The 2,708-nt window shown below is 69.8% G+C and carries 1 protein-coding gene; it reads right to left on the bottom strand.

Annotated elements, in window-relative coordinates:
• A partial coding sequence (locus tag ABT122_RS33410) for a non-ribosomal peptide synthetase (protein WP_351559927.1) occupies positions 1-2,708 on the bottom strand: 2,708 nt, incomplete at both ends.

Below are 2,708 nucleotides of genomic sequence, written 5' to 3'. Positions count from 1 at the left end.
CGGTCAGATCCGGGCGGCCGACATAGCCCCGGGCCAGACCGGCACCCGCCACATACAGCTCACCCGTCACACCCACCGGCACCGGCTGGAGGAAATCGTCCAGGACAAGGACGCGGGCATTGCCGATGGGGGCGCCGATGGCCGGAGGCTGATCCTCCGGACCCATCGCCGGATCGAGCGGCACAGCGGTGGTGATCACGGTCGCCTCAGTCGGACCGTACGTATTCCACACCCGCGACCCCGCCAGCCACCGGCTCGCCAGATCAGCGTTCAACCGCTCAGCACCCAGCACCCAGTTCCGCACACCCGACACCGCACCCGGATCCAGCACACCCAGCAGCGACGGCACCACACTGGCGACTTCCACCCCGGCGGCACGGATCATCTCCGCCAGCGCCTCCGGCTCCCTCCGCTCCTCACTCGACGCGATCGCCAACGTCCCACCCGCACCCAGCGTGACCGCGACATCGAGAACCGCCGCGTCGAAGCTGAAGGAGGCGAACTGAAGCGCCACCACCCCTTCCGCCACGCCCAGCACGGGACGCATCACCTGCGCGAGGTTCGCCACCCCGCCATGGGCGACCGCGACACCCTTCGGACGGCCCGTCGAACCCGACGTATAGATCACATACGCCAACTGCTCCGGACCCACCACCGTGTCGAGCGGCTCCGAGGACTGAGCGGCGATCGCGTCCCCGGCCTCGTCCAGCAGGAGGGTGGGTGGCATGTCCGACGGAAGATCCGCCAGTGTCTCGCCGGTACCGAGGACCGTCACCGCAGCGCTGTTGGAGATCATGTACGCGAGACGGTCCGCCGGATAGTCCGGATCGAGTGGCACATACGCGCCACCGGCCTTCCACACCGCCAGCAGCGCCACCACCATCTCCACCCCACGCGGCAGGCACAGACCCACCACACACTCCCGGCCCACACCCAAACCGGTCAGATACCGGGCCAGACGATTCGCACGCGCCTCCAGCTCCCCGTACGACAACACCTCCGACCCACACCGCACCGCGGCGACATCGGGCGCGGTCTCCACCCTCGCCGCGAACAGGCCGAGGACCGTTTCGGCCTCCGGCGCCTCGTGGGTGTCGTTCCAGTCGGTGACGACCTGGGCGCGGTCGGTCTCGTCCAGTACCTCGATCCGGCTCAGTCTGGTTCCGGGGTCGGCCGCGACCTGTTCCAGCACATGGCCCAGGCGACGGGCGAGTCCGCGCACGGTCTCCTCGTCGAAGATGTCCGTGGCGTAGAGGATTCCCCCGCCGATACCGGCCGGCGCTCCGTCGTCGTCCCGCTGTTCGACCAGCGTGACGGAGAGGTCGAACCGGGCTGCCAGCTCCGAGGCGGGAGGCAGGGGGCCGACGTCGAGGCCGGGGAGTTCCCAGCGGGCCTCCGGTACGTTCTGGAGGGCCAGCATCACCTGGAAGAGCGGGTTGCGGGAGAGTGTCCGGACCGGGCTCAGTACATCCACCAGCCGCTCGAACGGCACATCCTGATGGCCGTATGCTCCGAGGTCGGTTTCGCGGACCCGTGCCAGCAGCTCGGTGAAGGTCGGGTCCCCGCTCAGATCCGCGCGCAGCACCAGCGTATTGACGAAGAAGCCCGCCAGGTCGTCCAGCGCGGCGTCCCCGCGACCGGCGATCGGGGTTCCGATGGGAATGTCGTCCCCGGAACCCATCCGCGACAGCAGCATGGCCACCGCGGCATGCATGACCATGAACATCGTCGCCCGGCCACGCCCCGCGACCTCGACCAGACCGGCGTGCGCGTCGGCGCCCACCCTGAGCGGCACCGAGTGTCCCTGGAAGGACGGTATCGAGGGCCTCGGCCGGTCGGTGGGGAGCACCAGCTCTTCAGGAGCGCCCTCCAGGGCCTCACGCCAGTGGTTGATCTGGCTGCTGATGAGGCTGTCGGGGTCGTCGAGGTCGCCGAGGACCTCGCGCTGCCAGAGCGCGTAGTCCGCGTACTGGACCGGCAGCGGCTCCCAGCCGGGTGTCCGGCCTTCCCTGCGCGCGGTGTAGGCGGTCCCCAGGTCGCGGGAGAGGGCGCCCATCGACCAGCCGTCGACCGCGATGTGGTGCGCCACGATCAGCAGCACATACTCCGAAGGACCGGTGACGAACAGCCACGTCCGCCACGGCAGATCGACGCTGACGTCGAATCCCCGTGCCGAGTGGACGGTGAGGACGTTCTGGAGCTCGCTCTCGTCCGTCTCGATGATCGTCAGCGGCGGCCGTCCGGCGGGACCCTCCAGGATGTGCTGGCGCGGGGCGCCGTCGGTCTCGGGGAAGACGGTCCGCAGGCTCTCGTGCCGGTCGGCGATGTCGCTGATCGCGGCCTCCAGCGCCGCGACATCCAGATCGCCGGACATACGCAGGGTCAGTGGGAGGTTGTAGGCCGCGTCGGCGCCCGAGTCGGTCTCCTCCAGGCGGTTCAGGAACCACATCCGCTGCTGGGCGTACGAGAGGGGTACGACGTCCGGCCGGGGCCGGGGTGTCAGAGCGATACGGGTGTCCCCGTCCGTCTCGTCGATCAGTGCGGCCAGGCCGGCGACCGTCCCGGCGGAGAAGAGGTCGCGAATGCTGACCTCGGTGTCGAGGACGGCGCGAACGCGGGCGATGAGGCGCATGGCGAGGAGGGAGTCGCCGCCGAGGTCGAAGAACGACACCTCGGCCCCGACCCGGTCCAGACCCAGCACCTCGGCG

This window comes from Streptomyces sp. NPDC001985 (genome assembly GCF_040296845.1).
Taxonomy (GTDB): Bacteria; Actinomycetota; Actinomycetes; order Streptomycetales; family Streptomycetaceae; genus Streptomyces.
The sequence above is the reverse complement of the archived record's forward strand: the minus strand, read 5'-3'. Positions and strand labels throughout refer to the sequence as shown.